This is a genomic window from Pseudoalteromonas sp. 2CM39R, assembly GCF_023161845.1.
Genome location: NZ_JALNTM010000030.1, coordinates 1 through 26121, shown reverse-complemented (window position 1 = coordinate 26121; position 26121 = coordinate 1). Strand labels below are relative to the sequence as shown.

22 protein-coding genes are annotated in these 26121 nt (G+C 42.2%); 7 read left to right on the top strand and 15 right to left on the bottom strand.

What is annotated here, in order from left to right; genetic code table 11:
* Position 1: 1 nt before the first annotated feature.
* Both MTF66_RS34740 and MTF66_RS34735 read right to left on the bottom strand, forming a co-directional pair.
* Positions 2 to 451: a low molecular weight protein-tyrosine-phosphatase gene (locus MTF66_RS34740; RefSeq protein ID WP_248530041.1), complete on the bottom strand. Its 450-nt coding sequence runs from the start codon at positions 449 to 451 to the stop codon at positions 2 to 4.
* Between the two features lie 9 nt (positions 452 to 460).
* Positions 461 to 967: a DUF3087 domain-containing protein gene (locus MTF66_RS34735; protein WP_248530040.1), complete on the bottom strand. Its 507-nt coding sequence runs from the start codon at positions 965 to 967 to the stop codon at positions 461 to 463.
* A gap of 107 nt (positions 968 to 1074) precedes the next feature.
* Here MTF66_RS34735 and MTF66_RS34730 point away from each other — a divergent pair, with 107 nt between their 5' ends.
* From MTF66_RS34730 to MTF66_RS34715, 4 genes are all read left to right on the top strand, one after another.
* Positions 1075 to 1722 carry an energy transducer TonB gene (locus tag MTF66_RS34730; RefSeq protein ID WP_248530039.1) on the top strand — a complete coding sequence of 216 codons (648 nt, stop codon included), beginning with the start codon at positions 1075 to 1077 and terminating at the stop codon, positions 1720 to 1722.
* Positions 1723 to 1728: 6 nt separating this feature from the next.
* Positions 1729 to 2280: an RNA polymerase sigma factor gene (locus MTF66_RS34725; RefSeq protein ID WP_248530038.1), complete on the top strand. Its 552-nt coding sequence runs from the start codon at positions 1729 to 1731 to the stop codon at positions 2278 to 2280.
* On the top strand, positions 2270 to 2869 hold the full coding sequence (locus MTF66_RS34720) for a hypothetical protein (RefSeq protein WP_248530037.1): 600 nt from the start codon (positions 2270 to 2272) through the stop codon (positions 2867 to 2869). The genes MTF66_RS34725 and MTF66_RS34720 overlap by 11 nt, the downstream gene beginning before the upstream one ends.
* Before the next feature lie 515 nt (positions 2870 to 3384).
* A complete protein-coding gene (locus MTF66_RS34715) occupies positions 3385 to 4521 on the top strand; it encodes a PQQ-dependent sugar dehydrogenase (RefSeq protein ID WP_248530036.1) in 1137 nt (378 codons plus the stop codon).
* A gap of 240 nt (positions 4522 to 4761) precedes the next feature.
* Here MTF66_RS34715 and MTF66_RS34710 read toward each other — a convergent pair whose 3' ends face one another.
* Complete coding sequence (locus tag MTF66_RS34710; protein ID WP_054560796.1) at positions 4762 to 6138, bottom strand: Na+/H+ antiporter NhaC family protein; 1377 nt, start codon at positions 6136 to 6138, stop codon at positions 4762 to 4764.
* Between the two features lie 94 nt (positions 6139 to 6232).
* Positions 6233 to 8680 carry a penicillin binding protein PBP4B gene (pbp4b, locus tag MTF66_RS34705; protein ID WP_248530035.1) on the bottom strand — a complete coding sequence of 816 codons (2448 nt, stop codon included), beginning with the start codon at positions 8678 to 8680 and terminating at the stop codon, positions 6233 to 6235.
* A gap of 337 nt (positions 8681 to 9017) precedes the next feature.
* Between pbp4b and MTF66_RS34700 the strand changes: the two genes are divergently transcribed.
* Positions 9018 to 9863: a MurR/RpiR family transcriptional regulator gene (locus MTF66_RS34700; protein WP_054560797.1), complete on the top strand. Its 846-nt coding sequence runs from the start codon at positions 9018 to 9020 to the stop codon at positions 9861 to 9863.
* A gap of 377 nt (positions 9864 to 10240) precedes the next feature.
* On the top strand, positions 10241 to 13261 hold the full coding sequence (locus tag MTF66_RS34695) for a carboxypeptidase regulatory-like domain-containing protein (RefSeq protein WP_248530034.1): 3021 nt from the start codon (positions 10241 to 10243) through the stop codon (positions 13259 to 13261).
* A 64-nt stretch (positions 13262 to 13325) separates the two neighbouring features.
* Here MTF66_RS34695 and MTF66_RS34690 read toward each other — a convergent pair whose 3' ends face one another.
* From MTF66_RS34690 to MTF66_RS34640, 11 genes are all read right to left on the bottom strand, one after another.
* Entirely contained in the window at positions 13326 to 13754 is a 429-nt protein-coding gene (locus MTF66_RS34690) for an energy transducer TonB (protein WP_248530033.1), read from the bottom strand.
* Between the two features lie 105 nt (positions 13755 to 13859).
* The gene (locus MTF66_RS34685; RefSeq protein WP_248530032.1) at positions 13860 to 15038 is read right to left on the bottom strand and encodes an exo-beta-N-acetylmuramidase NamZ domain-containing protein; all 1179 of its coding nucleotides are present in this window, start codon (positions 15036 to 15038) and stop codon (positions 13860 to 13862) included.
* Positions 15038 to 15973: an N-acetylmuramic acid 6-phosphate etherase gene (murQ, locus tag MTF66_RS34680; protein WP_248530031.1), complete on the bottom strand. Its 936-nt coding sequence runs from the start codon at positions 15971 to 15973 to the stop codon at positions 15038 to 15040. The genes MTF66_RS34685 and murQ overlap by 1 nt, the downstream gene beginning before the upstream one ends.
* Positions 15963 to 16874, bottom strand: coding sequence for a BadF/BadG/BcrA/BcrD ATPase family protein (locus MTF66_RS34675; protein WP_248530030.1), 912 nt, complete (start codon positions 16872 to 16874; stop codon positions 15963 to 15965). Before MTF66_RS34675 ends, murQ begins: the two co-directional genes overlap by 11 nt.
* The gene (locus tag MTF66_RS34670; RefSeq protein ID WP_130166563.1) at positions 16875 to 18443 is read right to left on the bottom strand and encodes a sodium:solute symporter; all 1569 of its coding nucleotides are present in this window, start codon (positions 18441 to 18443) and stop codon (positions 16875 to 16877) included.
* 80 nt (positions 18444 to 18523) lie between these two features.
* On the bottom strand, positions 18524 to 19273 hold the full coding sequence (locus MTF66_RS34665) for a L,D-transpeptidase (protein ID WP_248530029.1): 750 nt from the start codon (positions 19271 to 19273) through the stop codon (positions 18524 to 18526).
* Entirely contained in the window at positions 19270 to 20382 is a 1113-nt protein-coding gene (locus tag MTF66_RS34660; protein ID WP_248530028.1) for a dipeptide epimerase, read from the bottom strand. The genes MTF66_RS34665 and MTF66_RS34660 overlap by 4 nt, the downstream gene beginning before the upstream one ends.
* Positions 20383 to 20390: 8 nt before the next feature.
* Positions 20391 to 21767 carry an SH3 domain-containing protein gene (locus tag MTF66_RS34655; protein ID WP_248530027.1) on the bottom strand — a complete coding sequence of 459 codons (1377 nt, stop codon included), beginning with the start codon at positions 21765 to 21767 and terminating at the stop codon, positions 20391 to 20393.
* Between the two features lie 28 nt (positions 21768 to 21795).
* Positions 21796 to 23046, bottom strand: coding sequence for a hypothetical protein (locus MTF66_RS34650; RefSeq protein ID WP_248530026.1), 1251 nt, complete (start codon positions 23044 to 23046; stop codon positions 21796 to 21798).
* A gap of 208 nt (positions 23047 to 23254) precedes the next feature.
* Positions 23255 to 24127: a hypothetical protein gene (locus tag MTF66_RS34645; protein WP_248530025.1), complete on the bottom strand. Its 873-nt coding sequence runs from the start codon at positions 24125 to 24127 to the stop codon at positions 23255 to 23257.
* Positions 24111 to 25547, bottom strand: coding sequence for an alpha/beta fold hydrolase (locus MTF66_RS34640; RefSeq protein WP_248530024.1), 1437 nt, complete (start codon positions 25545 to 25547; stop codon positions 24111 to 24113). The genes MTF66_RS34645 and MTF66_RS34640 overlap by 17 nt, the downstream gene beginning before the upstream one ends.
* A gap of 144 nt (positions 25548 to 25691) precedes the next feature.
* On the opposite strand from MTF66_RS34640, the gene MTF66_RS34635 reads away from it, so the two are divergent.
* Complete coding sequence (locus MTF66_RS34635) at positions 25692 to 25889, top strand: hypothetical protein (RefSeq protein WP_248530023.1); 198 nt, start codon at positions 25692 to 25694, stop codon at positions 25887 to 25889.
* Positions 25890 to 26121: the final 232 nt, after the last annotated feature.

Below are 26121 nucleotides of genomic sequence, written 5' to 3'. Positions count from 1 at the left end.
TTTATAGCTTTTTAAGCAGGTTATCAGCTGCGTCCTCAATTAAATCGAGTACTTTTTCGAAGCCTTGATCGCCACCATAATAGGGATCTGGGATCTCACTCTCCCCTGCGTCACCATGACTTAAAAATAGCGACAACTTATATTGTAAGTGCTCTGGGCACTGGGCTTGTAAATCCGCAAGATTTTGCTTGTCGGCTGCGAGAATTATGTCAAACTCATGAAAATCAGCTTGAGTCACTGGTCGCGAATAGATGCCTTTAAAACTATAACCGCGCTTTTCAGCTGCTGCTTTTGAGCGTGAATCTGGTGGATTACCTTGGTGGTAACCAATGGTGCCAGCAGAATCAACTTTGACATTGACACCCAACGCCTTTGCACGACTACTAAGTACCGCTTCAGCGGTAGGTGAGCGACAGATATTGCCTAAGCAAACAATCAAAACCTTTTTCATTATTCGTCCTTAAAATTGCTTTAAGATTGACTCATCATAACGTTCTGCATCAAGCGAGAGATTGTATTTATCTGCAACACTATCAAGCTCTGCCTGCTTAATTGCCAACTCATCCATGGTAATAGTGTTGTCATCAAGCTGCCATAGCAAACGCGAACCCGCATAGCTATAATGAATTGCTAATAAAGCATCTGCATTGCCCTCACGCCCTGCTGCTTTTAACTTTGGCATTTTACGGGTGATTTTATTTAGCGCTTTTTTAAGCTCCCACACATAGACTATTTCAGTCATGTAATCATGATTGCGGTATTTATTAAGCACAAAGCCCACCAGCAAACTACACACAACAACACCTAATAGGTTCCAATGAAAATGGCTACCGCTTGGGTCAGGAAATAACGTTATTAACGTTTGTGAAATGGCTAAACTGCCAACGGCTAAAGCAATTACACAAGCAATAATTACTTGGTTTAAATGTTTACGGTAACGGGCTTTATCTATTTGAATAAGTTTCATAACAACCTAAAAAAACTTGTGAAAAATAAAAAGTGAAAAAAATTTCACCCCTTTTTTATTTGCCAGCCGTTTTAGCTATGAAAGCAATTATCCAAAGAGGAACGGCTATGCATACTTTACCACTAAACTCAGCAAGCTTGAATAACAGCAATGCTGCTTTGAAGACAACCGCAGCAATTCTTGGCGGCGGTGTCATGACCTTTGCAGCATTTGCATTTATGCAGTACTTAATTTCTGCTGAGCAAAGAGCCGATGTTAAAACAGGCCCAGATATCACGGTTGAAATTTATGAAGTACCGGAAGACTCAAAAGTGCAAGTAAAGCAAACACTGCCGCCACCGCCAGTTGCTAAAATGCCACCAAAAGTACCGCCACGCCCAACAATTGATTCGACCGATACAGTTGTAGTAGCGGATTTAACACCAACTATGACTTTCGATAACATTGGCGACACGCTTAGCAAAAGCATTAACCAACCAACGGGAGATGCAACACCAATTGTGCGTATAAACCCTAAGTACCCTCCGGTAGCAGCTCGTGATGGCATTGAAGGTTGGGTACAAATTAGCTTTAGCATTTCTCCGACTGGCGAAGTGATTGACCCTGTTATTATTGATGCCGAGCCCAAACGGGTATTTAACCGTGAAGCAATTCGCGCCATTAAACGTTGGAAATATCGCCCTAAAGTAGTTGAAGGTGTGGCACAATTACAAACAAACCAAAGCGTTCAACTTGATTTTAAAATAGATGGATAACTGCCTATGCTAATGAGCATCAAGACATGGTTATTTGACAAGCCAAACACAGATTGTTTGGCGCAGTATGCCAAAACGGGCGACAACCGTTACCTTAACCAACTCGTTGCTCAATACGGGAACGATCTTTATCACTATCTAGTTACACAAAGTGATAAAGATCTTGCCCTTGATATATGCCAACAAACCTGGTTAAAAGTCATTGATAAACGCGACTTTTACAATGATCAAAACAACCCAAAAGCGTGGCTTTTTCGGTTAGCACGTAATTTATTAATTGATGAATTTCGTAAGCAGCAAAAGTTCGTTGAATTAGAAGACAACCAACTATTTACTGAATCTCAGGATGCAAGTTATCACTACGACTACGAAGCCTTTGATAAAGCACTCATGGGACTTAGCTTTGTACAACGTGAAGCGCTGACCTTACAACAAGAAGGCTTTAGTCTCGAAGATATTGTTGCTATCACACAAAGTAACCAAGAGACTATTAAAACTCGGCTGCGATATGCCCGTCAAAACCTGAAACAACAACTAGGAGGCCATCATGAAGCGTAACGACGAGCAACTCGATGCTGATTTAAAAGCACATTTTCAAAAACGTAAGGCAGAGCACAGCTTAAGCAGCGACGAGCTTTCACACATGCAAAAGCCACAGTCGGCAACGCCAAGACCACAGCGCTTTTTAGGCCTGCAAATGACCGGTGTTTTTGCTGCTTTAGCGATTCTTGGTTTTGTCATGCTGCAATACAATAACCGTGAATTAACCCATGTTTATGCTGTAGATTTATCGGATTATCAATGGCTTGAGGTACATGAACTTGACGCCAAAGGCAGCTATGTGAGTAACCTTAAACAACAAAAACAAAACTTAGATGCGAACTACCAACAAGCATTAGCCAATCACCAAGCCCGCACCAGCTTCACCGGCCGTCTAGTCAGTGTTGACAATGACTGGTATATCGCCGACTGCGAGCAAAATGTCATAGTACAAATTAAACAATCACTCCTTGAAGAACTACAAAAACACGGCACCCTAGATACTCATATTCACCAAGGTGACCTACTCGCCCTAGACCAAAACAAGCAAGGCCAAATCATCGCACTCAAACAGCTAACCCATGAAGCGGAAAAGTGTACGAGTTAGCGAGCTCGTAGGTTGGGTAGAGCGTAGCGAAACCCAACACACTCAGAGCTATCAGATTTAAAAAAGTTAGCGAGCTACAAGGGGAAAGAGTAAAGGAGTTCGTAGGTTGGCTAGAACGTAGCGAAACCCAACACACTCAGAGCTGTCTGGTTTAAAAAAGTTAGCGAGCTACAAGGGGAAAGAGTAAAGGAGTACTGTAGGCGTGAAATTTATTTCGCGCGATGGTTCAACGAGCCATCAGCTTTCAGGTTTAAAACAAGTTAGCGAGCTACAAGAGTAAAGTTACAAGCTTTTAAGTAGCAGCGGGTTTACCCCGCGTAGGCGTGAAATTTATTTCGCGCGATGGTTTCCACGAGATTCCAGACTGACGGCTGACGGCTGACGGCTGACGGCTAATACTCCGCTCTTTACCTTGCTTTTCCTACCAATAATCGCACATTGCTCTAATGTTAATAACAATTTAATGCTGAACCAGCTAGGCTAGTAACATCGTGTTTAAATATTATGGAGTTACCATGAAAAGGTCTTTGTTTAACAGTTTAATCATTGCCTCAATTAGCTTGTCGAGCTTGCAAGCTTGTGCTCAGCCGGAGCAAAAGATTCCTCTGGATGCCAGCGCTAATAACTACGAACTAGAATTAGTAAGCGAAGGTATTCAAATTCCTTGGGGTATGGCTTGGCTTAACGAGCGTGACTTACTCGTTACTGATCGACGTGGCGAGCTTAGATTGATTCGTGATGGCAAACTCGTTGAGCAAGCAGTTAAAGGCACACCTAAAGTACATGATGAAGGTCAAGGGGGCTTATTAGATATAGAGCTTGATCCGAACTTTGCCGACAATGGTTGGATTTACTTTTCGTACTCGGGCTATGAAGGCGATGGTGAGGGTTACAATACCTCAATTATGCGTGCCCGCTTTAAAGATATGGCCCTTGTCGATCAGCAATTATTGTTTGATGGCGAGCCAAATATTGAAACAACAAAACACTATGGTTCGCGTATTGAGTTCGACAAACAAGGTTACTTGTACTTCTCTATTGGCGACCGTGGCAAAAGAGACGTTCACCCACAAAGCCTAGACTATGATGCAGGCAAAATTCACCGTATCAATAGCGATGGCTCTATCCCTAAATCAAACCCGTTTTATAACCATAAAACAACTCACAAAAGTATTTATTCGTATGGACACCGTAACCCACAAGGTATGGCAATGCACCCTGAGACGGGAGTTATTTGGAGCCATGAACATGGCCCTCGTGGCGGCGATGAAATCAACATAGTTAAAGCAGGTGCAAACTATGGTTGGCCTGAGATCACTTATGGGATCAACTACATTGGTACGAAAATTACCGACGAAACCAGTCGCGAGGGAATGGAACAACCTGATTGGTATTGGGTGCCTTCAATTGCCCCTTCTGGAATGGAATTTATCACCAGCGATAAATACCCACAGTGGCAAGGCCAAATTGCCGTAGGTTCGATGAAGTTTGGTCACCTTGTTTTGGTGAAACTTGATGGTGACAAAGTAACAGGCCACAGCAAGGTATTTGAAGGTGTAGGACGCGTTCGCAGCCTTGCCACTCACCCTAATGGTGATTTATACCTTGGCGTTGATGGTGTCGGTGTTTACAAGGTTGTACCGAAATCGTAGGTTGGGTAGAGCGGAGCGAAACCCAACGAGTTAGCGAGTTACAAGGGGAAAGAGTAAAGGAGTACCGTAGGCGTGAAATTTATTTCGCGCGATGGTTAAACGAGCCATCAGCTTTCAAACTGACGGCTGACGGCTGACGGCTATCAAACTTGAATATGCGAGTTATCGAAATTCAAGCAATAAAAAACCACAGACTTCTCTGTGGTTTTTTACTTATAACTTACAGCTTAAAGCTATTACTTATAAAACAATAATACTCGTTACAAGGTAAGCAATGAAGGTTAATGCGCCGCCGAATAAAGCGTATGGCATTTGGGTTTTTACGTGAGTTAATAAATCACACCCTGATGCAATGGCCGATACCGCGCTGGTATCTGAGATTGGTGAGCAGTGGTCGCCAAACACACCACCACCTAAAATAGCGGCAATAACCAATGAAGGTGGTAAACCTAAAGCTTGAATGAGCGGTACACCGATTGGAATAAGTATTGCGAATGTGCCCCATGAGGTACCTGTGGTAAATGAAATAACCGCACCTGTAATAAATAGCACTGGCACAACTAAATAAATAGGTAAGAAATCACCTACTAGGCCTGCTACAAACACACCGGTACCAAGGTCTTTCAAGCTTGCGCCTAACGTGAGTGATAGCAATACAATAGACACTAATGGCAGTAACTCACCCATTCCTTTAAAGCCAATATCTACCAGCTTATGGTGTGTAAATTCACGCGAGCTAATCATTAAGAAATAAGCCACAACACAGGCTAAAATAGTTGCATACAGCACTGATTTAGAACCACTACCGCTGGCAATATCGCCATCGCCAGTCCAGAACATAAAACCAACCATACTACCAATTAAGGTAATTAGAGGCACAAGCATGTAACGTGCTTTTGAGCCTTTCACTTCTTCTGTTAGTTCGGTTTCTTGTTGCTCTAGGTTTTCTTCTGCTTGCTTTAATGGGCCATGCACCTTGTCAAAGGTAATGGTGTAAAACACGATAAGTAAAGTGATAATGGCGTAAAAGTTATAGCCAATACTGCCCCACAATACCGAAACCGCAGACTCTTCCATTTCGTAGTTGCCAAGTAGGCCCAGTACGTATGCGCCCCATCCATTTAGCAAGATTAAAATACACACAGGTGCGCTGGTACTGTCGATAATGTAAGCAAGGCGTGCTCGGCTCATCTTAAACTTATCGAATAAACCACGCGATAAAATTCCCGAGGTTAATACGCTTAAGTTCGATTCAATGAATACCGCAATACCTGAGAACATGGTTAAGTAGCCCACTTGGCGCTTACTTTTAGCCACCCCTTTGTTCATCAGCAAATTAACGGTAGCGGCTACACCACCAGATTCACGAATATAGGCAAGTAAAGCACCTATTAAGATACTAAAAATAAGGATGCGGCTATTACCAGGGGAGCTGGCAACCTCAATGACTCGCTCAATAGTGTTGATAAAGGTGAAAAACAAGGTATTACCTTCACCATTCAGAGCAAGCAAAAACTCAGACGACGCAACCGCGACCAATAACGCCATGATCACTTCTTTGCGCCAAAACACAATTAAGATAGCAATCAAGGGTGGTAAAATTGAATACCAAGACATAAAAACCCTTTTAAATTAAGAACAACATTTTATTTTTATTATACGAAAACTCGCTAAGCTTAATGGCTTTGCCACCAAACTCAACTTAATTCGACTAGTGATTTAATATACTCTCATAAATCAGTGAGATAATAGAGCCATACTTACCTGTTTCGAAACGTTTGCCGACAAACTGGTAATTTTCTTGCGAACCTTCAATCGGTGAATGACGGGCATTGGTTAATAGCACAATAGCAAGGTCATACTCAGGGTCAATAACGGTCACGGTGCCTGTCCAGCCGGTATGACCAAAAGCCCGCGGGCTAGCATAAGGGCCAAAATGCCATTTACGCGCTTGATGCCCTGCTCTACGCCATCCTAAACCATAAGTCTCATCACTTGCTTGCGAGTTTGTGAATTGCTCAAGTACTTGTGGCGTAAAAATTTGCTTATTATCGTAGCCGCCACCATTGAGTAGTACCTGCATAAGCACGGATAAATCACCGACGGTACTAAAAAGCCCTGCATGCCCCGCTACACCACCTAAAGCATAAAATGCTTTTTCATCATGTACTTCACCTTGCAGTACATCAGTTCGAATATTTTCAAACTCGATGCGACCACCTCGGGTGTTGCCGTTAATCTCAGTGGCAGCAATTTGCGATGCTAAAAAACCTTTCTGTAATGGATTATAAACCGTATGTGTTAAACCAAGTGGCTGATAAATTTGGCTTTCTACATAGGTATCGAGGGCCATACCACTGATGCGTTCAACTAGTACACCAAGCAACATATAATCGATATCAGAATATAGGTGTTTTACGTTACGACCAGCCACGAAAGGGACACCTGTTAACAGTAGGTTTTTAGTTCGCAGGCTGTTTTGAGAAAAAAAGCGCTCACCAAATTTATTGTCTTTACGATGAAAATCAACCACCGCAGGGTAACCCGCACTGTGGGTGAGTAAATCTTTTACTAAACGCTGTTCACGACCACCGCCCCTAAATTCTGGTAGGTAATAAAACAGTGGTTTTTCTACGTCGAGTTTACCTTCGCTGGCAAGCTTCATCAGCGCAAAATTAGTGGCAAACATTTTTGAGTTTGAAGCTATATCAAACAAGGTATCGTTTTGCATAGCTTGTGGGCTTGCAAGTTCACTGCCATCAGCATGGTACTTTTTAGCCGCGCCATAATGGCTTAGTTTAATCAACTTGCCATCTTTAACAACGGCGAGTACCGCGCCCGGAAAGCCCTCTTTAATCTCTTGATTAATTAATTCATCAACGGCACTAAAACGCTTTTGAGTGCTGTTTTTATCAAGCGTTGGATAAGGAAAACGTAAGGTTAAGCTTGCTCCATCAGGCAATACATTTTCTACTTTATATGTGTTAATGCCATCATGGGTGCGTTTAGCCAAACTGTATTGATATATTTTTTCGGCTGTTAATGGCGAAGCAATATTAATTTTTTCACCATTTATGAAAATATCAGCACTGGTTGCATCTTGGTTTTCAATGATGATTTCACCGCGACCTTTATAGGCAGCAAATGTGCCTCGGTCGTTAACAAGCGCGCGACTACTTGGATCAAGAGCAGGAATACGCGCTATAACTTGTGCATTGGCCAGTGTTTTTGGCGCAGGCTCAACCGCTTGCTGTTGTTGCTGATATTCTTTAAATAACCGCTCTAGCTTTTTAGGAAAATACTTATCTAGTAATGCAAATAGCACAGCGGCACTTCTTGCATCACTATTACCGCTTACATGCCAGGGTAAAAAGTGCATTTGAAAGGCACTTAGGGCATCTAGCGTTTGCGAATCAAGCTGACCCGTTGCAATCACCTCATAGCCGTAACTGCGTAGTGCTTTTTGCATTAATTCAACAGAAGGTTTTGATGCACTAAATAACTGCCAATATTTATCAACGGTGTCGCTTTCATACCATGCACCGATGCCAGCTTTATACAGTTGATACCAAGGAAAACGCGGGCCTGGGTCGTTCTTACGGCTTGGAGCAATATCAGAATGGCCAATAACTTGAGTTGGCCCGATATCTGGGTTACGAGCAAGAATATCTTTGCTTAACTTTATTAGTAGTTCTATTTGCTTGGCATCATAGTCTGGAAAAATACATAACTTGCTGGCGTCATTTTCCATCGCAAGCTTAGTTTGCTCAGGAATATGACAGGTTGGTACATTCACTATTTCAATACCAATTGAATGATCATTTAAATCTTTGCGGCCTTGCCAAAAACTGCGTCCGGCGTGCCATGCCCTATCTTTCTCATCAACCAGCTGAATAATTTCTAATTCGTCTTTTGGATAACTAGGATCGCCTGATTCAGGTAATAAATAATGTGAACTTAAGCCCCCTTCATCCACGAGCGCACGCATTGATTTTTCGTAATCAATGGCGGTGTAATGCATCACTAAGAACTTAACACGATGACTGTAATTAGCTGATTGTGTATAGGTATATGGATTACTGGCACAGCTTACTAATAATGCCGCACTACTTAGATAACACAGCTGTTTAAGTAATGTTTTCAAAGGGGTAAAACTCATAACAGATTCATACCTGATGATTTAAGCGTTGACGATTCTCAGCAATACAGTAGCAACACCCACTTAACATGTAAAATATTTTATTTCACAAATAAAGAATAAAAAGCATACATTATCGCTAAGTTACTAAAAATAAGGCTTTCTCAATAATTAGAGTTGTATCTATTATGGAATAAAACTATATTATTCCATCTAAATTAAGAAAAATATTCCAAACTTAGGTTTGCTAAAACAAAAATAAGTCGTCGTGTTAAGCAAACAATGCGCCCAAGCCCTGTGTTTATAATAGAACCATCGCTTTGCGTTTTAACTAAGTTAAGCAAACAAAGTGAGCCCTATGTCTACTTTTGTAAAAATTAAAGCCCTACGTCAATCTCTATCGAGCAGCGAAGCTAAGCTTGCTGACTTTACGTTAAATTCAGCGAATGCCATTCGTAATTTATCATCGGTTGAACTAGCAAAAGTGGTTGGTGTAAGCCAATCAAGCGTGGTGAAGTTTTCACAAAAATTAGGTTATAAAGGCTTTCCTGCTTTTAAACTTGCGGTAATTGATGCACTTAACGATGAAAGCAGCGAACCTAAGCTACATGGCAAGATCACTCTGAATGACTCGCTAGAGCAAATCGCCGAAAAACTATTAAGCAGTAAATTGGCGGTGTTAACCGAAACCAAAAACCTCAACGAAGCGCCGGCAGTCGAAAAGGCGGTAGAGCTATTAAAATCTGCAAAGCGCATTTTAATTTGTGGTTTAGGTGGCTCAGCACTGGTCGCAAAAGATTTTTCTTATAAATTACAAAAACTAGGTATGCCAGCTATTGCAGAGCCAGATGGCCATGCACAACTTGCGTATGTTGCGACGTTTTCAAAAGGTGATTTGGTTATCGCGATAAGTGAGTCAGGTATGACTCGCGAAATTGCCGAAGTTGTTAAACAAGCTAAGAAAAACTCAAGCTCGGTGATCTCAGTGACTAAATTTGGTAGTAGCCTTGTTGCTGACTCAGCTGATGTAAAACTTTATTCGGTTGCTGAAGGCGAGTCTGTACGTTTATCGTCAATCTTAGCGCGTACGGCACAAGATTTTGTCATTGATATTTTGTTTATTGCTCTAACACAGTCAAGCCGCCAAGGTCGTAAGTTACTAGAACATTCTAATGAAGTTGTTGGCGAATTTAAGAATAACTAATTTCTTCAATAAGGTTACATAAATACTTTAAAGCAGCTCAGGCTGCTTTTTTTATGCCTAATTTAGGATGCAGTTTAACAATCCCCTTTCTCCTCTAAACTACCAAACAATTGCGATAAGCGACTGACTTTAAAATCATAATTTCTTACAAAATTGTACTAAGAATAAATTAGCACCCTGTTAAAGCAAGTCATTACTGATCTTTACCTAAAATCGGTTATATATTTTATTCCTAAAAACCAACCTTTAAATGAAAAAATATTCTTGACCAACTTAAATAACACCTGTTTAATATATGGGCAACATAATTTTAAAGTTCATAAGTCTCAATTGGGTAAGTAGTCCAGCAAAGCATATAAATATAAGGACGGGAAACAATGAAACAACATGCATCCACACTCGCAATGAGCTATATAGCGAAAGCGACTAGCAATGCACTTCGCGCAAAGAAAACAGCCTTTACAGGTGTTGTTATGGCCGCGGCGTTAGCCAGCGCGCCAGCCTTTGCAAATCTAACCGGGGGGATCAAAGGTAAAGTATCATCACCAGAAGCACAGCAGTCACTGGCAGGGATCACAGTAACAGCAAAAAGTAATGTGATGCCAAAACCACGTACCGTTGTTACGCGAGAAGACGGCAGCTACGACTTACCACAATTAAAACCGGGTACTTATGAACTGACCTTCACCGATAAAAACGGTGTAACTCAAACCATGACTGTGGATGTTTTACTTGAACAAACTTCAAGCCTAAACGTCACTATGGGTGGTGCTAACGAAAACGTTGAAGTCATCACGGTTACCGGCAGTAAATTATTCCGCCAAGGTAAGTCTGCACTGACTAACTCACTTGGTGAAGAAGCAATCAATAGCGTACCAGTTGGTCAAGATTACCGTGACCTATTAAAACTTGTACCAGGTGTTGAGCTATCTGAAAACTCAACTCTTGGTCCGTCTGCGGGTGGTTCAGGGGTTGATAACTCGTATGGTTTTGATGGTGTTGATGTATCTCTACCTATGTTTGGTAACTTAGCATCAGAGCCATCAACCCATGACGTTGCTTACGTAACTATGGACCGCGGTGGTGCAAAAGCCGTTGGTTTTAATCGCTCAGGCGGTTTCTCAATCAATACGGTATCAAAATCAGGTACTGACGAATTCCACGGTAATGTTGAATACAAAGTTCAACCTAAGAGTTTAGTGGCAACACCAACAGGTCAAGAAAGCTATGAGCTAGATAAAAGCTGGTTAACAGCAAGTTTAGGCGGCCCGCTTATTGAAGATACCTTGTATTTTTATACTTCTTATTATCGCCCAGAAGAAGAGCGTACCAATAAAGATACTGCCTATGGTGCTGTAAAAGACTATAAGAGTGTTCGTGATGAGTACTTTGGTAAATTAACTTGGGCGCCTACTGACGATATTTTAATTAATATTTCACAACGTACTTCAGAGAAAACAGTTGAAGGCCGTTCTGTTGGTGCTTACGAGGCTGATAGTGTTTCAGTAGGTGATACAGCTGATCAAGATATCTTTACTTTAGATGGTTCGTGGCTCTTAGGTGATGCAACAACTCTTTCATTTCAATACAGTAAGTTAGAGCTAGAAACCGCAGGTAGGCCAGATACTGAATTATCAGTAATGCCTTCATTAACGAGCCAGCTTGACTTAAGTAACCTAACTGAAATGGGTTATTTCAGTGTACCTAGCTTATTAGATGCTGATGATAACTACACAGCAGAGCAGATTGCGGCATATAATGCAGGAGCAGCACCACTAATTGCACAATACGGTTATACCGAAGATGGTGAAATGCGAGGCGGCGGTGGTGTTGGCGCTTACTCTCGATACGATAATATCGACTTTTACCGTGATAGCTTTGAATTAAACCTCGAGCATGAATTTAGCTGGGGCGATACTTACCACACGTTACATGTCGGCGGTGAGTGGAAAGAAGGTAAAGAAGTACTGTCTCGCCTTTCAAACGGTTGGGGAACTATCTCTTACATTGGCGGCCTCGATGAAAGCTTAGAAGAAGGCAGCTCTGCGCCGGTTATTTACCGTGCTCGCGTACAACAAATGAGCTTAGTAGCAGGTGGAGAGGCGGTTTCTGCTATTAATTCAGAAATGGAAACACTGAACTTTGAAATCAACGACACCATTGAAGTAGGTGATTGGACTTACAATGTGGGTGTACTTGTAAGCCGCGATACTTGGTATGGTCAAGGTCTTAAATCGGCTTCTGGCACGTTATCTGGTTATGAATTAGCACCAGGCGAAAAATACAAAATGTACCAAACAGATTGGTCAGATATGATCCAGCCTCGTTTAGGTGTGAATTGGAACTACGCTGATCAAGACGCCATATTCGCTAACTTCTCAATGTATAACCCAGAAGCAAGTTCATTAGCACGCGCAGCCTCTTGGGACCGTAATACTCGTGCCGAAATCGAAGTTGAATTTGATGAAGCTGGCAACGTAATTTACGCTGAACCGCGTCAAGGTTCATCAGGTAAAGTATTTGCTGATAACTTAAAACCTCGCCAAATCAAAGAGTTTACACTTGGTACCACTAAATATGTGGGTTCTGATTTAGTGTTACGCGCTCACGTTCGTCACCGTAAGGCATCGCATTTCTGGGAAGATATGCCAAACAATGCGCGTTTAACTGACTACTCTGGCGTTGATGCTGATGGCGTACCACAACATATTGCAGATAAAGGTTTATATGTAGATAACCTAGATGAAATCCGTGATGAAATTGGTGGTTCTTCTTATGTTATTGCCGAAGTAGATGGCGGCGAAACCAAATACTGGGAAGCTAGCATCGAAGCTGAATACCTAGGTGAAAACAGCTATATCAATGCTTCTTATGTTTGGAGTCATTACTACGGTAACTTCGACCAAGATAACACCACAGCAACAACAGATGCTAATACCTTCATTGGTTCTTCAAACTATGGTGATGGCCGTGGTCGTTACCCTTGGGATTACAAATACGGTACATTATCAGGTGATAAGCCACATAAAGTAAAAGTCTATGGTTACTACACTGTGCCATGGGATGCGAACATCGGTGCATACTTTGTATTCCAGTCGGGTAAACCTTGGGAAGCATGGGATGGTTCAATCTACGGTTACTCAAGTGGTACCACACGTTACAGCGAGCCTGCAGGTAGTCGCCGTAGCCCAAGCCACTGGCAACTTGACTTAAACTACACCCAAGACTTTAAATTCTCAGGTGACATGGAACTACAATTCCGTGCTGATATCTTCAACGTATTTGACCGTCAAACAGGTTACAACAATAACCCTTATGTATCGTCAGAAAACTTTGGTGAATATCGTAACTACTACAGCCCACGTCGCGTGCAGCTGTCGTTTAACTTCAAGTTCTAAGTTTATCAATCCTGTTGGGGGCCGCTATTGCGGCCCTTTTTTATGCATTAAAAACAGTAAAAGCTTAAATTGTACAAAATGCTTTTGCGGCATCCATATTACTCGCTTCTTTCATAAAGTAGTCGAGTTGCACAGTTCGAATAATCGCTCTCGATTCGCTGTTACTTTCCCTTGCCTGCCAGTGCCAAGTTTTAAGCGACTCTCGCGACACATCGACAAATAGTCCTTCTGGGAAGCTCTCTACAAAACGGATATCGGTGGTATTACCTTGTTTATCAATAGTAATAATAAAGCGCGCACAGCCCGTCTGCTTAGATATAAAAGCTGCTTTCGGGTAACTGGGCTTTGTTGCATGTTTAAGTGTCCACAGCTGCTCTGCTGCGTTTTTATCATCACGAAGATCGAGCACATCGGTTGAGTTACTTGTTGTAGTGTTTGGGAGTTGTGAGCAGCCAGCGAGTAAAGCGAGTGCGGCAATTAAATGAACTTTCATGCTATATCCTTGTAAATCAAGTCCCTGAATATACCACAATTAATTTTTAGAAATATTAAAAAACGAGGCAAGTGCCTCGTTCTTATTTATCTAGTTAGCTAATTATTATTGATAAAGCAAATACGGGGTTCGCTTTCGTTTATAGGCGCTTAAGTCGGCTTGCCAGCTTTGCTTTATTTGCTGCTCAGTTTGGCCTGCTTCAATGGCTAAACGCAATTTATCAGTACCTGCAAGTTTATCCATAAAATCAGCGCGTTCAAAAAACGTTTGCTCATTCGCACTTAGCTTTTGATAAACCGAAATAAACAAGCTTAAATCTAGGCCATGAATATCAGCATCTCGTAAGTCTTGACCAAATACTTCAACCCCTTTGAATTTAGGGTGCATTGAAGCGCCTTTAATCGCCCTTGGCGTAAAGCTAAATTCGCCGAGTTTAACTGGCGAGTAACCAACGACTTGAAACGGAAAATCAGTACCCCGGCCAATAGTCACAGGCGTTGCTTCAAAGAAACACAATGATGGATAAAGCGCAATTGATTGGGCATTTGGTAAGTTAGGACTTGGCTTTATTGGTAGCTCATAAGCCATAGTGCGGTCATAATTCGTAACAGGCACTACACTCAGCTCAAGCTTATCAGCGCCATTTATCCAGCCTTCGCCTTTGATCATCTGAGCAAGCTCAGCCACTGTCATACCGTGTAAAACAGGAATTTCGTGCATGCCAACAAATGAGCGAAATTGTAGGTCAAGGATAGGCCCATCAACATAGGCAATATTAGGGTTGGGTCTATCGAGTACCACTACCTGTTTACCATTTTCAGCGGCGGCTTCCATCACGTAGTGCATTGAGCTTATATAAGTGTAAAAACGAACACCAACATCTTGAATATCAAAAATAATAACGTCTAAATCAGCAAGCATCTCAGGACTTGGCTTTTTATTACTGCCATAAATCGACACAACCTCAATGCCGGTTTTAGCATCTACCGTGCTTTTAACGTGAGCTCCAGCATCATGATCGCCTCGAAAACCATGCTCTGGGGCAAATATTTTGCTAACGACAACGCCTTTATCAAGTAATGCATCAACCAAATGTTGACCATTAACAACTGATGTTTGATTAACGACCAAGCCAACACGTTTCCCTGTTAATGCTGGTACATAAGCTTGAAAATTGGCTGCGCCCACCTGTAAAGGCTGTGCATTTTTAGGCGCTTGTGCAGGTGTTTCTTGGCAACCTAAAAGCGCTAGACAACTAACAAATAAAACAGTAAAAAAACGCATTATTCTTCAACCGCCTTACGTAAAAAGCCACCCGCTTTTGACAATAACTGTTTTGCTTCAGGGGCTGGCTTTCCAGTTAACACAATTAAAATAGCCAGTTTTGCGCTTTGCTCTGCTTGCTTTAATGCATCCACAGCTTGCTGCTGTGTACAATCTGTTGCTTGCATCACAATACGAATAGCACGAGCGTGTAGCTTTTCGTTACTAGCATTTACATCAACCATCAGGTTTTTATACACCTTACCTGTGCGGATCATGCTAGCTGTGCTTAGCATATTCAGTACGAGTTTTTGTGCAGTACCCGATTTCATACGTGTAGAGCCAGTCACAGCTTCAGCACCCACCACGGGGCAAATGCCGATTTGTGGTAAACGCATCACTGCTGAATCAGGGTTACAAGTGACACCTACAGTGACACAACCAAGTGATTTAGCGTATTCAATTGCTGAGCAAACATAGGGTGTTCGGCCGCTTGCAGCAATGCCAACCACGACATCTTTACTGGTTAAATTAGCATTTTTTAAGTCTTCAATAGCAAACGTGGTGCTATCTTCAGCGCCTTCTACGGCTTTTTTAACCGCGGTGTCACCACCAGCGATAATACCGAGCACTTGCTGATCGCTTACGCTATAGGTTGGCGCACATTCAACCGCATCCAAAATACCTAAGCGACCACTAGTGCCAGCACCAATGTAAATTAATCTGCCGCCTTGTTTAAATGCTTCTACCACATGATCGACAGCTTCACTAATTTGTGGGATCACAAGTTTCACGGCACCCGCTACTTTGTGATCTTCATTATTGATTTTAGTGAGGATCTCAGTGGAGCTGAGCAGATCGATATCCAAAGTGTCTGGGTTTTGTCCTTCAGAGACAATACCGTTTAACTCTTCGAGTAACTCACGTTGTTGCTTAAAGACGTGCTCAGGGCTCATTGGGTTGTCCTTTTTCAATAATGTCATGGTAATGCTTTGCCGCTAAAATGGCGGCACCAGTTAATGAATCTCCCTTACAAGGAGATAATTCGTTTTGTAAGGCCAGTGGCAATAACGGTTGGCTGACTTTCGCCAAACCACCAATTAAAATCACCGGTAACGGCGAGTTACCTCGGCTTTTATTTATTAACCGAACCACCGATTGGGTGTGTTCCGTTAATACCGCTTTTGCCGCCTCACAGTCGTTTTGTAAGCTAAACACCAACGGGCTAAATGCTGCATAATCCGCGGGTTTTGCTTGTTTAAGCCAACTACTAATTGTTTGACGAGTGCATCCTAGCTGCTCACTCAAGCGAATCGTTAATCGGCTTTTTGGTAAATCATAAATATCTATATCGTTTAATAATTGCTGCACAGCCATCAGGCCGATGCGGGCACCACCGCCAAAATCATCGATGGTAAAGCCCCAGCCACTCACCAGCTTGGTTTGCTTTTGAGCGTTTAATCGTGCCCCGACGGAACCAGTGCCAAGGGCAATAACCACACATGGTTCACCAAGATTAGCACCATATAATGACGTAATTGCATCGCTGGTAATTTGCAAACTGGCAAATTCTATTTCGTAAATCAGCTTGAGCATCACTGTTAATTGCTCGGCTAGGCTCTTCGATGAGCCACCAGCAACCCCCATAACGGTGACAATTTCACTAGGCTCTGCGCCACTTTGCTGGCATACATCGCGGGTCACTTTAACAATGTTTTCTAACGCTAAATCAAGATCATTCGAAATTGATGCTGAACCCGCTTGGGCACGAAAAGTAGCGCCACTTGCCTGCTCTTTTAGCTCTGCTAACACTTTGGTGCCGCCACCATCGATGGCTAAAACATAGCGTACAGCCATTTACGCACTCTTCTCGTCTGCCGCTTTACCAAGGCAACACACCAATGTTGCGAGCAATGTACCTATGCATAGCTGCCAAGTAAATCCTAAGTAAAAGCGCATTGACTCAGGTAGTAACCAGTCAATCATGTACGGCTGCATTAATAAGGTCACCATAAAGCCTGCTATTAGCGCAGCTAACACAGAGCCTTCACTGCCTCGTTTGGTGAACAAGGTAGTAAAATACACACCTAACAAACCGCTGTACGAAAATACCATTACACTTAGCGCAAATTTTAATAATGGCATATCACTGTATTGCTGCCAGAAATAACAAAGAATAGCCATCAGCGCTAAGGCAAGGCTCACTAGTGCCATACCCACACGACCCGCTTTTACAAAGTGATGATCGCTTACTTGCTTGTTATGTTTTTCTAAATACGGGCGATAGATATCCTGTACGATGACTGAAGACATCGAACTAAGCCCAGAGTTCAAAGTAGAAATAGCCGCAGCAATAATACCCACGCTGACTAAACCTTTAACCCCGGCTGGTACTTCGTTTAATACGTAGTACATAAAGATAGTGATTTTTTCGCCGTTAAATTCTTGTACGACCGTTTGCCCAGCTTCGTTATTCATTAATGCAGGTTGCTGATAAACAATATAAAGCAGCAAACCAATAAAGATAAAAATAGCCATAACCGGGATCACCATCACTACCGATAGTAATAACGCTTTACTGCCTTCTTTTGGACTTTTACAGGTTAATAAGCGCTGCGTCATATCTTGGTCTAAACCAAATGCGGCGATGTTTAACAGCACAAACCCCGTTAACACAGAGGCCATGTTAAAGACCCCTGACGGGCCAAAATCTAAATCAAATTTAAACAGCGCGAGTTTTGAGTCTGCACCAGGACTTGGCTCACTCAAAGTTGCAATTATGGTTGAAAAATCAGCCGGAATAACATTCAGCAAGCACCAGATAACCGCAATAGCCGCACTGACATAAACGATACTTTGCAGTACATCAGAATAAATAACGCTGCGAATGCCCCCCAAAAAGGTATAAAGCAGACCTGCAAGCGCCAGTACTAAAGTTGCGATAACCACACTGTCGGCATCGATATTGCCATATAGAATCATCGCCACAGCAATCGCTGCCATATACAAACGGGCGCCACTCGCAAATACACGGCCAAATAAATACATCAAGCCACTACGGCGCTTAGCTTTTGGTCCGATACGTTTTTCAAGCAGTTCGTAAACGGTATACACTTTTTGCTGGTAAAACTTTGGAATTAAAAACGCCGATACAATAAATGCCGCAATAAACGCGCCGATATTGGTCGCAATATATGAAAAATCACCTTGATAGCCTTGATCAGGCCCACCAATAAACGTTGCCGCAGATTGCGAAGTCGCTAAAACAGAAATAGCCACCATCCACGTTGGCATGCTATTTCCGCCTAGAAAAAAATCTTGGCTTGAGTTAGCGCGTTTGCGATTAAACCACCAGCCACTTAGCAATAAAATTGCACCGTAACTTGCGAATACTAGCCAATCGAGAAAAGCGTAATTTGCACTCATTTATTATCCTAACCCAAACCTTGGTGGAATATATTATTCCACCATTATGACAAAATTAAAATACTTTTATTTTATTATTTTTATTTAGCTAAGTTAGGTAATTGCCACTGACTTTGCTTTTGTTGATATTGCGCTTTGGTTAAGCTGACTAATAACGGTTTTTTACGCTCATCTAACCAAGCAAGTAGAGCATCCATATCGCTTTCTGTCATTGCTGTACAACCAGCTGTAGGCTTACTTGGTGCCCGCCATAAATGCATAAAGATACAACTACCCGCACCATTGATATTGCTTGGATTATGCTTAACTACAATGCCTTTTTTATAAAGATTATCTTGGCTGTAAATATCACGACGCATCCATTCTGAAGAGTCTTTTACGGCATCTTCACCTACTTGTGCTTTATCAACCAATTGGTTGTAAAACGGTGAGCCTTTCACATCAATACAATAATCATTTGCTGTCATTGCTTGATAACTGAGGTTCGTTTGTAATGAATCTAAATAACCAAATGCAGTACCAAGCTCAAAAATACCCGCAGGCGCTTTACCATCGCCTTCTTGTTTTTGCTGACCAGGTTGTGCAGGGTGCAGCCCCACTCCCCACGCAAGACCAGTACGACCTAGTACCACCGCGTGTTGCTGACCTTGTTGTTGCCAGCTGCCAGCGGTTTTTTCAAAGCGATAAAGAGTGGCATCAATGGCATCACTATCATTAGCGACCACCACCACAAGTTGTTTATGACTGTTATCAATAACAGGTTTAGGTAACTCTTTGCTGGCACAAGCCGATAAACTCATAACTGCAATAAGACTGACTAGTTTTTTCATGCTGGCCATACTCCGTTTGTGATTAGTTCAAGCCCCGTTATTGATTCAATGCCAAGACCAGGGGCATCCGATAAGCGTATTTGTGGACCGCTAAATTCAACGCCCCCTTGCACTGGGTCATACTGACCAAGGGCTGGGCCATCTAAATCGATTTTACTGATTTGCTGCGCTTTGGCAGAGGCTAAATGTGCAGCACCAGCAACGGCAATACTGCCCTCTAGCATACAACCTATCATACACTCTGCTTGGTATTGGGCTGTGATATTAGCTATCTCAATTGCTCGGCTTAAACCGCCCGTTTTCATTAATTTAATATTGATAATATCAACTGCACCAAGTTCTAAAAGTTGTATTACTTGCTTCGGTGAAAAGGCGCTTTCATCGGCCATAATCGGGGTATTTACTCGCTCAGTAATATATTTGAGACCTTGAATATCGCTGCTTTTGACCGGTTGCTCAACCAACTCTAATACCACGCCTGCTTGCTCAAGTTGTTGCAACGCAAACACAGTTTGTTTGGCATTCCAACCTTGGTTTACATCTAAACGCAGCTGCGCCTTAGCGGCAAACCCTGCATGGATTGCTTTTACTCGTTCAATATCTTGATTAAGGTTATTGCCGATTTTTATTTTTAATACATCAAAACCTTGTTCAACCGCTCGATGACAATCACTAAGCATTTTATCTATGTTATCGACACTAATGGTGATATCGGTTTTCAGCGCTGACTTACCACCACCAAGTAGCTTATACAAAGGCGCTTGATAGAGCTTGCCCCACAAGTCGTAAACCGCTAACTCTAAAGCCGCTTTTGCACTACTGTTACCAACCACCGTTGATTGAATAATGTGGGTAAGCTGATTGATGTTTTCGATTTCTAGCCCCACTAATTTAGGGGCAATAAACTGCTGAATGACCGCTATCATTCCTTGATGGGTATCGCCTGTAATAACCGGTGTTGAAGCCGCAGAGCCATAGCCAATTTGGCCACATTCGGTGTCGATTAAAACCACTAAATCCTCAATAAAACTGACTTCTCTTAGTGCGGTTTTAAATGGGGTAACTAATGGCACTTTGAGCTTTGCAAAGCGAACAGCTTTAATTTTCATATTGGCCTCTAGCGAATACGTTTAATGTTATAAATACGGTCTAAGTAGCTGGTTTCTTGAGATAATCTAAGTGGCAATAATGGCGTGACCGACACCCCATTCAAGGCACTACTATAAAAACTACCATCGCCTTTGTTATAACCTAAGCCTTTAACGTCATGAATAACATAAGGCTCACCGTGATGCTCCCCTAGGTACATCATTACATGACCCGGAATATAAATTAGATCGCCAATCGCCATGTTTTTAACCTTTGGCAACTTAGCATCCGCCGCTGTATTTTTATCAAAGCGATTATTTTGCCCGTATTCACTACTGCCTTGCTGCCCTGAATTACGCGGCATTAGTAGGCCAAAGCTCTTATAAATTTCACCAACAAACCCTGTGCAGTCACGGCCATTATAATCATGACCCCAACCATAACGCTCACCTAAAAACTTAAAGCCTTGTTTAATCAGATTCTGTTCGTTGTAGTCTAGGTAGCCTAAATTTACATCGGCAGTTTTACTAATCATCGCAGGTTTAATAACAAGTTGGCCTTGCTCATCGCGGGTTGGTAGCTGTACAACATGGCTAGCATAGCTGTTTTGACCATTTAGCAAATACGGTACTTGCTCACTATCAACTAATGGTAAGCGTACTCCCATATCGAGCTGTACTTCTGAGAGGGTTTCATCGTTTGGTACATAGGCAGTATTGACTTTTGCACCGGTTACCACCAAGAAGTCACCTTGTTCGCGATAGGCTTTTATTTTATCTGCATCAGCAAAGGCAAGATCTTCTGCAGGCGTCCACGCTAGGTAGTTGTAAGCACGTACTAACAACCATTTTTTATCTGCGCTTTGATGCAATACAGCAACCGCTTCGCCCGGGAACATTCCGCTTTCTTGAAAGCGATCTAAGTCTTGATCAAGGCCGCTATTTAAAACCCGATCCCAAGTTGGAAAAGTACGTAATGCAGTGCGCTTAACGACTACAGCAAAACGTACCTCATTGTTATCTGCGACCTTGTTAAGGTTTAAGTTTTCCTGATATTTGGCAAAATCTTTCGCGGTGAGTTGGCGGCCATCGGTAAAAAAGCGCGGGCTTTTTGGAATTGAACTTGCTGAATGAATGGCGCTTGTTAGCTCGTCTTTAGTGAGCGATTTTTGAAATGACAGAGGATCAACAATGTATTTATTATCTTTTACTAGTTTTTTGTTGAAGGCCGCAATTTGCGCCTCTGTCATGATCACTTTTGCCGATGCACCTTGTGCTAGCCAGTAGCTGGGCGAAAGCTGTGACTGCGTGACCCCGATAACATCTGATTGCCAACCCTCAGCATGCATAGGTGCACTAAAAGCAACACCTAAAGTAATTGATAAAGAGATAATTGAACGACGCATAGCTATACCTTAATTCTTATTGAACGCGTTAACCTAATAATTTTGTAAAAGCATGCTGCAATTTTTGCTGCATTTGCTTACCGACTATTGGCAAATTGGCTTCGTCGGCCCCCGAAGTTGACTGCTGCACACTAAAAGTAAACTCACGGCCACCTTGGTAATTGCCTAAACACACGTGTGCCAACATTACGGTTTCTGTGGTGGAGCGCGTTTCACTTGGCCCCCAACCAATTTTTTGCCAAACACGCCATTGCCCATTCGTTGCGCTATCGAGCACTTCTTTTGCTGAGCGACTATCATTTGGCGCAATAACATTTGCCAATGCATTTGTAACGATATGACTGATACCTACCATCATGCCGCCTACAGGAGCATGCTCATCTGTATGACCTGTGCCGTTAAGTAGCACATCAACATCACTTGCTTGTAAATAAGGCATTTGCGTACTTGGTTCACGCTGATGACTAACCAGACGTTTTAACCATTCAGCTTGAGCAAGTGTGGTCATTGCTTTGTTGCCCGTTAAACCACAACTCTCACAACGATACCCTAAATAGCCAGGATCATCACTGCTTGCTTTGAACCGAGCTATCTTTGCATCAAGCTCATTATTGGCAGGGTTATGCCAGTATTCGTCTGATGGCATAAATTGCTCAGAGCCATATGCGCCGTTAAATAACAAACGCTCATCCTGTAGTTTTAGCCAGCCATCATTAAAAAGCCCACGTAAGTATTCGCGCCCTGCCACATTGACAAAATAACTGGCTATCGCATTTGAATTACCATCGGCTTTGCCAAATGCTTCGTAACTATTAATACTGCTGATCAAATCAGCCAGTGCAGTATCGCCGGCAAAAGAAGCTGCACCAAGCTCTGGGTGGGATTGCCTTGCTTTTGAAAGCGCACCACTAAACGCTTGAATTTTTGATGAGCTCCAAGGTTCATACAACTCATTATGGCTGCCGTCACTTAAATACCGGTAAGCTAATTGCCCTGCTCGAACTTGATAATCAATTAAAAGTAGCTTGCCCGGTTGCTCTGGGGCTAAAAAATACTGCCAATCGGCCGCAACTCTGTTTTGCCAACCCGCTTGCTGGTAATTAACCTCAGCCGCTGATTTATAACCTTGCAAGTTGCTTTCACTTTCTAGTGATAAACAGCCGCTATTAGCTAAGTCTTTTGGCAAAATGGCGGGTGCTAACATCACCTGCTCAAAGTATTGTTGGTCGGTTAATGGGGCTTTTTCTGTGTTCGCTTCACAACCGGTCAAAAGCATCAAGCCGCAACTTATAGCCAGCCGTTTTTGATATGCACCTTTCGCATACATAAAATAAAATTCCCACTTGTTATTATTTTTGGAATATTTTATTAAATCTAACACAAATTGACGATGAAGCAAATTAACTCGGTTTTAATGCGTAAAGGATTTATAACAGTGAGGATTTAGGTGACGTTGAGTGTGAAACTACACTCAACTTATAAAGAGATTACAGAACTTGCTCAGTGTATTTTTGTAAGTCAGTGATCAAATCACGATATAGCGTTGAGCTTTTATCCTTAATGCGGTCGAGAAAGAAATCGTCAGCAATACGGGTGATTTTTTGACGCTTCTTTTTATCACTTAACTTGCTTTGCGCGACATCCATCAGTTCGGCTATTTTCTCACGTTCATAGCCGTTTAAAGAGGGGTCTGTGCTGATATCTTTTAGCATGATTAATGAGTCTATTGTTGAGCCATTTAGGGCTACCGTTAACGCTTTTGCTAAGCTTGGTAACCAGGGTTTTTCAATCTGCTCACCAATCACAAAAAACATGTTTTGTGCTGTCGCTAAGTCACCATCACGTACTGCAACACTGCCAATAATGAGATAAGAAATAAGCTGCTCTTTTGGATAGCTCTGGCTCACTGTCGCAAACAAAGGATCGGTGCGAATAAAGTCAGCTTTTTGTTTAGCCATTTTACGCCAGCCTTTGTTATAAAAAGCTAAAGACTGAGCACTGTATGCTAAATATTTACCCCGCATATCAGTCGCTTTAGCAAGCGCTAAGTCGCTTTCTGCAATTGCAAAATCTTTACTTACACCAAGGCTCAAAATGTAGCTCATCATGGCATGAGTCAGTGTTGGCTCAATTGCACCTATTTGCTCTAACTGTTCTTTTTGCAGTTTGTTATAACCATAAGCAATGGTATCGACACTGGTATTCGACACTCCCCTGTACGTTTCATAACTAAAACTATCTTGTAGATCAGCATATTGTTGTTGCTCAGTCTTTGTTGATTTGCAACCACTTAGTAAAGCGACACAAAACAGCGAGCACGCTGCTAATTTAACAAAAGGGATGCTATTTAAAGCGGTCATCAATAATTCCTTTTTCTACTTCTATGGCATCATGTGCCAAACCTTGGTATATCGGGCTATGGATTCTACTTAACGAGAATATAATATTACTGTCATCGACAACGCTTATTGCATGCTCAGATGCATTGATTTGCACACCAGCACCATCAAATCGGCTTTCATTCAGTTTTACACCTTGTTGTGCCGTAATAGTGACATTGGTTAGTTCAACCACTGAACGCTTAATATTTAAAGCGAGTTTAGCCCCTGATAAGCTTACATTTTCTAATCTCACTAAAGAATCTTTAATACGGATAGATTCAGCAACCACATTTTTAAGTAACACATTATTACAGTCTTCAATGATCATATGACGATAATGGCCTGAAAACTCGCGGCTGTGTTGATCTTCACAATGAAATGTTTCGATTTGTTTATCAGAAACTTCTGCACTGGCTGCTTTTTTAACTTCCCCAGTTAATGCACGATTTAATAAAGCTAAAAACTGGCTGGGCTGTTGCTTCATTGGCACATGACCCACATCAGGCAAAGTAGCTAAATCACTATTGATTAGCTGGCTGTTCAATACTTTTGCAGTTCGTAATGGAGCTACTGCATCTTCTTCACCCCAAATAATATGTGTTTCAATTTTCAGATTGCTGACAATCTCGCTAAAGTCTTCTTCAACTAAACTCAGCGCTGCATTCATATTTGGTGTTTCACCCATTACTAGCTTCCACGCACCATCACTACGCTGCAATAACTCCGTCAGGTATGAATCAATCGCCCCTTCTTCAATGAGTCCGGTTGTAAAATCATTGAGCTGAGCTAACTTAGTTGAGAGAAATTTAGGTAGCTTAGTATTAGGCTTAGGTACGTTGGAGATAGGCTTTATAAATGCCACTTTATGTAAGATACCCGCTGCGTCGACTAACACCAATTTATTGAGTTTCTCGGGGTATTTGCCAGCAAAATACAGGCTGACCGCCCCCCCCATAGAGTGACCCACAACCGTGGTTGGTTCAGCAATATAGTGATCGACCACTTCCGCCAGTACAGCAGCATAATTGCGAGGAGAGTAACGCCCTTCGGGGCTTTCTGAGTGAGCAAAACCAGGTAAATCAATCGCAATAACATGATAATGTTTAGTGAGTTCAGGAATAACCCCAAACCAATCTTGCATACCTAATACGCCTAAACCATGTACGAGTAACAAAGGCGGCGCCTTTTTATCACCGGCCTCTAAGATCAAAATTGATGAATCAAATACGGACTCTTGGTAAGTACTAAACAACCAATCTGCTTTAATAGGGGATTCAAATTTGAGTGCTTGAATTTGTAGTTGGTTCAATGGTGTTGATTGCGATGAAACTGGCTCGCTTTGCGCAGCAAACGAACCAAGCAAAATGCAATAAAAAAAGAATAAGTGAAATAGACGCAAGGGATATTGGTTTAATTATTATTGTATTAGCAAGATTGTACCCTTTGTCGGTTAAATGTAAATAATGCATGAGCATGAACCTAATATTGAGAAATGGTTATTCTGGGATAGATAGCAAGATGTGGTAGATGGAGGTCATCATTTATGGCAACAGCATCTTTATACGCGCGAAACAAGTTTCACGCCTACGGGGTGCGTTTTTTGTATTTTGAGTTGGGGTTTAATTTGTGGTGTGGAAGCATGATGCTCGCCGAATTTCAGGCACAAAAAAACCGACTCTCCTCGGTTTATGTCACTTTCAAAGAGAAAGTGGCGGACGCGGGACGTATTTTGAAACAGTGAACCTCCGGCTGCGTGGTTCAAAGTCGCCTAAAGAATAATGAGGTGCAATAAAACGGTATTTTTATTCACGACTGAAGTCGCTCCTACAACCACACCTACGCGAATTGCGGGCACAAAAAAACCGACTTTCGTCGGTTTATGTCACTTTCAAGAAGAAAGTGGCGGACGCGGGAGGATTCGAACCTCCGACCGCCTGGTTCGTAGCCAGGTACTCTATCCAGCTGAGCTACGC